Raw genomic sequence first — 609 nt, forward strand, 5'->3', positions numbered from 1 at the left:
CCAGGTCGCCGGCCGGGTCGGCGTGCGCGAGCGCGCCGCCCAGGGTGCCGCGGTGGCGGACCTGCGGGTCCGCGACGGTCTCGGTCGCCCGGGCGATGAGTTCGACGTGGGTGTTGACCAGGTCGTTGCGCATGACCTCGTGGTGGGTGGCCATCGCGCCGACCATGACGTACTGGTCGTCCTCGCCGATCCGCTTGAGCTCGGGGATGCCCCCGAGGTCGATGATCGTGCTCGGCGCGGCCATCCGCAGCCGCAGCACCGGCAGCAGGCTCTGGCCGCCCGCGAGGATCTTGGCGTCCTCCCCGGCCGACTGCAGGGCCGTCACGGCCTCCTCGACCGAGGAGGGCCGGACGTAGTCGAACTTGGCCGGGATCACTGGACCTCTCCCTTGGGGTTGTTCGGGTCGATGGAGCCGAGGCCGGCGCCGGGCGAGTGGGTGTCGCTCGGGGTCTCCTGCGGGTTCCTGCCCTTCGCGACCTGGAGCGCACGCCACACGCGCTGCGAGGTGGTCGGCATCTCGATCTCGTCGACGCCGAGGTGCCGCACCGCGTCCAGCACGCCGTTGAGGATCGCCGGGGTCGAGGCGATGGTGCCCGCCTCGCCGACGCC

At 72.7% G+C, this 609-nt stretch carries 2 protein-coding genes; both read right to left on the bottom strand.

The window, feature by feature from the left end:
• On the bottom strand, positions 1-376 hold a 376-nt coding region (locus DBV35_RS29115; RefSeq protein WP_205648935.1), incomplete at its 3' end, for an FAD binding domain-containing protein.
• On the bottom strand, positions 373-609 hold a 237-nt coding region (locus DBV35_RS29120; protein ID WP_157962080.1), incomplete at its 5' end, for a hypothetical protein. The genes DBV35_RS29120 and DBV35_RS29115, both read right to left, overlap by 4 nt.

The sequence above is a fragment of the Acuticoccus kandeliae genome, from assembly GCF_003073115.1.